Below are 3,713 nucleotides of genomic sequence, written 5' to 3'. Positions count from 1 at the left end.
GGGTATGATTGCTGTAGCGGTGGAGGGGGAAAAAATATTTTTTCTATCTAGAATCGCTGCCAGTCCGACTCCTGCACCGATCAGACTGATCCACCGGCCAAATTTACGTCTGTTTACTTTAATCATCCCGATTTTTCTGTCATTATCACCCTATCCATTATACCATGAAATTCTGACTATTATTTAGTCACTGCCACTTATCCTTAATAATCGATGCCCAGCTTTTTGACTGTCCATAAATATTGGTTGATTGCAGCAATTATCACCTGCTTAGGTGCCTTTTTGCGAATCTATAATTATGATTCTTTGCCTCCAGATAATTGGACTGCTGACGAATATGCTTTTGCTTGGAGTGGCATGAGTTTATTACAAACGGGTATCCCCACCAGTTGGTCATGGTTGAGTCCCACGGATAATTTTCCTACGGTGGTTTGGGAAGCGAAAAATATCCGTTATCGTTTGGTGACTCCCTGGTTTGATCATCCTCCTTTATTTGGTTTATTGGTGGGTTTATTTGCTCTTTTAGGAGGAGCAAAGACTTTTTTTGATTGCAGTTTAACTATTATTAGAGTCCCTTCTTTACTCTTAGGTATTGCCTCGATCGTTTTGGTCTATTTACTGGCTCTCAAGCTGAGTAATCTATCGATCGCTATAATCGCTAGTTTAATTTATGCCACCAATCCCAATACAGTTTTCCTCTCTCGGTTAGCTATTAGTGAAAATTTAATGATTGTTTTGTGCTTATTGGTTGTCTTACTTTATTGGCAATACTATCAAACTAAGCAAAAAAAATATCTCTACATTGCCGCTTGTTTAGCTGGTTTAGCCTGTTTAGTCAAAGTAACTGCTATTTATTTAGTAGTATTATTAATTGTCCTCTTGATTTACGAAAAACAAGGACGAGAGGCCATTTATGTAACTGCGATCGGTGCTTTCTTTTTCTCTCTCTATTTTCTCTACGGTGCTATCTATGACTACGATTTTTTTCGGAAGATATTTCAAGAACAATCCCTGCGCTTCGAGGACTTTAACTTTGTCAAATATCTAACCACTCCCACGGTATTTTTTGAGGATGGTTGGTTAATTTTTAGCTGGTTAACCCTCTTACCCTTTCTCCGAAAGAATCCCGCTAGTCCCCAAGTTAGATTACTCGCTTTACCGGTAATCCTCTACACCTTAATTTTAGTTGCCACGGGAGCGCAAAGTCACTTTTATACTTGGTATATGATTCCTTTTTATCCGTTTATGTTTATTATTCTAGGCATCTTTCTCGATGATTTTCGCCAAGAAACGGACGGATTAACTGCCTCAATTATTTTTATCTTTCTGGGAGTTTGGTCTATTCATCTCAATCTGACAGCCTGGATTTTAGCCTCTCCCTACGGTCGCTATTATTTTATGATCGGTACGGCAGCAATTCTGGGAGTATTCTATCTCAAGGATATCTTTGGTCTCTTTAAAAAATTCTGGATTGATCGCTTTACTTTTCTGCTCTTCTTGGTCCTGCTGGCAGCTAACATCAATGTGGTGTTAACCTATAAGTTTTCTGGTTAAAACTTAGCAAGTAGGGAACCCGAAAAGGGATAAATTGGCCTGGGAATCGAGAGTAAACTTAACCTGGATCCCTGACTTGAAAGAGGGTGTAGGGTGTGGGGTGTAGGGAAGGAACCCTCTTTCATCTGTGGGGGTGAAAATTTTTTCATCGGGACTGACTCAGGAATAACTTATTCTTGGCCAGTTCCAGCCAATGTTAAATTTATTAATAGACTGTACTGCATTTAAACTGCGTATTGAGAATTTTAGTACAAATGCTCAAACTCCTTTTCCCCGCTCATAGACAGTCTTAACGAGTAATTTAGATAGTTAACAGTTTAGACTCTTTAACTGATTGTCCCCTAACCTTTGCACTGAACTGATAAATGTCGATCGATTTTCGCAATCTTAATACACTTTGGGGTTCTATTTTAGTCGAAACATTGGCCCGTTTGGGATTGAAGATAGGGGTGGTTTCTCCCGGATCGCGATCGACTCCTTTAACGGTAGCCTTGGCAAGACATCCCCAGATTGAAGCTATTCCCATTTTAGACGAGCGCTCGGCCGCCTTTTTTGCCCTGGGATTAGCCAAACAATTATATCAACCGGTGGTTTTAGTCTGCACTTCTGGCACTGCCACAGCTAATTTTTATCCCGCAGTCATTGAAGCAAAAGAAAGTCATGTCCCCTTATTAATTCTAACCGCCGATCGCCCCCCAGAATTGCGTCATGCTCATGCTGGTCAAACTATCGATCAAGTCAAACTCTACGGTAATTATCCCAACTGGCAAGCGGAAATTAGCTGTCCTAGTGCCAATATCGAGCGTTTACGCTATCTCCGTCAAACTATCATCCACGCTTGGTTTCGCTGTCTCGATCCTGTCCCCGGAGTGGTGCATCTGAACTTACCATTTCGGGATCCCCTCGCACCAACTCCCGATCTAGAAATTAACAATTTAGAGGCTAATTTTGACCAAGAGGCTTTTTTTAGCCATATATCTCGGCAAAATATCCCTATTAACCACTCAATTCTCGAAATTCCTTCTTTACCCCCTCAAGGAATTATCATCGCGGGATTAGCTTCCCCGCAAAATCCCGAAAGTTACTGTCAGGCGATCGCTAACTTAGCTCGATCGCAACAATATCCCGTCTTAGCGGAAGCTTTATCTCCTCTGCGAAACTATGCAGGGTTAAATCCCCATCTCATCACCACCTATGATTTATTATTGCGGAATCCTGCCATTAAAACCCAATTAACCCCCGATGTGGTCCTACAAATTGGCGAATTACCCACCAGCAAAGAATTACGGATCTGGTTAGAAGAAATCGACTGTCCTCGCTGGATTATCGATCCCCATCCCGATAATTACGATCCTCTACAGGGAAAAACCGGACATCTCAGGGGAAATATCGAGCAATTAGGGCATCTATTCCCAGAAAAACCCGATAATAACCGAGAATATCGAGAATTATGGCAAAAATTTGACCAGCAAGCTAGATTTAAAATCGATCGCCTTTTGGCAGCAGAAACTAAACTGATTGAAGGAAAAATCCCCTGGCTGCTCTCCCAATACCTCCCCCCCCGCACCCCGATCTTTATCTCTAATAGTATGCCTGTTCGCTATGCCGAATTTTTTAACCCGCCTAGCGATCGCCAAGTTCGTCCCTATTTTAATCGCGGGGCCAATGGCATCGACGGCAACCTCTCCACTGCCATAGGAATGGCTTATAAAAATGTCCCTAGTCTGCTATTAACGGGAGATTTAGCCCTATTACACGACACAAATGGTTTTTTAATCAAAAAATATTTTGTTGGCTCATTGACCATAATTTTAATCAATAACAAGGGGGGAGGCATTTTCCAGATGTTGCCGATCGCCAAATTTGACCCCCCCTTTGAAGAATTTTTTGCCACTCCCCAAAATATCGACTTTTGCCAACTCTGTCACACCTACGGTATTGATTACCATTTAATCAGTGATTGGACTGATTTTCAGCAAAAAATCGCAGTTTTACCAGAATCAGGTATAAGATTACTAGAAATATCCTGCGATCGAGCTTTTAATACCCAATGGTTCCTCAGTAATTATGTGTAGGGTGTGGGAAGTGGGGAGGGAGAATTATGAATTATGAATTATGAATTATGAAGTGGGGTGTGGGGAGAGGGAATTATGAATTAT

Annotated in this window: 2 protein-coding genes; both read left to right on the top strand. The window is 41.4% G+C overall.

Features of this window, described 5'->3' with window-relative positions; genetic code table 11:
• Positions 1–213: 213 nt before the first annotated feature.
• Entirely contained in the window at positions 214–1,554 is a 1,341-nt protein-coding gene (locus IQ234_RS20155; RefSeq protein WP_193958380.1) for an ArnT family glycosyltransferase, read from the top strand.
• Positions 1,555–1,919: 365 nt separating this feature from the next.
• Entirely contained in the window at positions 1,920–3,629 is a 1,710-nt protein-coding gene (gene menD, locus IQ234_RS20150; RefSeq protein ID WP_193958379.1) for a 2-succinyl-5-enolpyruvyl-6-hydroxy-3-cyclohexene-1-carboxylic-acid synthase, read from the top strand.
• The last annotated feature ends 84 nt before the right edge of the window (positions 3,630–3,713 follow it).

This window comes from Microcystis aeruginosa LEGE 91341 (assembly GCF_015206885.1).
GTDB classification, from domain to species: domain Bacteria; phylum Cyanobacteriota; class Cyanobacteriia; order Cyanobacteriales; family Microcystaceae; genus Microcystis; species Microcystis aeruginosa_H.
This window is presented reverse-complemented; position numbering and strand designations above follow the sequence as displayed.

Excerpts from the sequence above, each read along its gene's own strand:
- IQ234_RS20155 (WP_193958380.1), top strand. The coding sequence starts at position 214 with ATGCCCAGCTTTTTGACTGTCCATAAATATTGGTTGATTGCAGCAATT.
- menD (WP_193958379.1), top strand. The coding sequence starts at position 1,920 with ATGTCGATCGATTTTCGCAATCTTAATACACTTTGGGGTTCTATTTTA.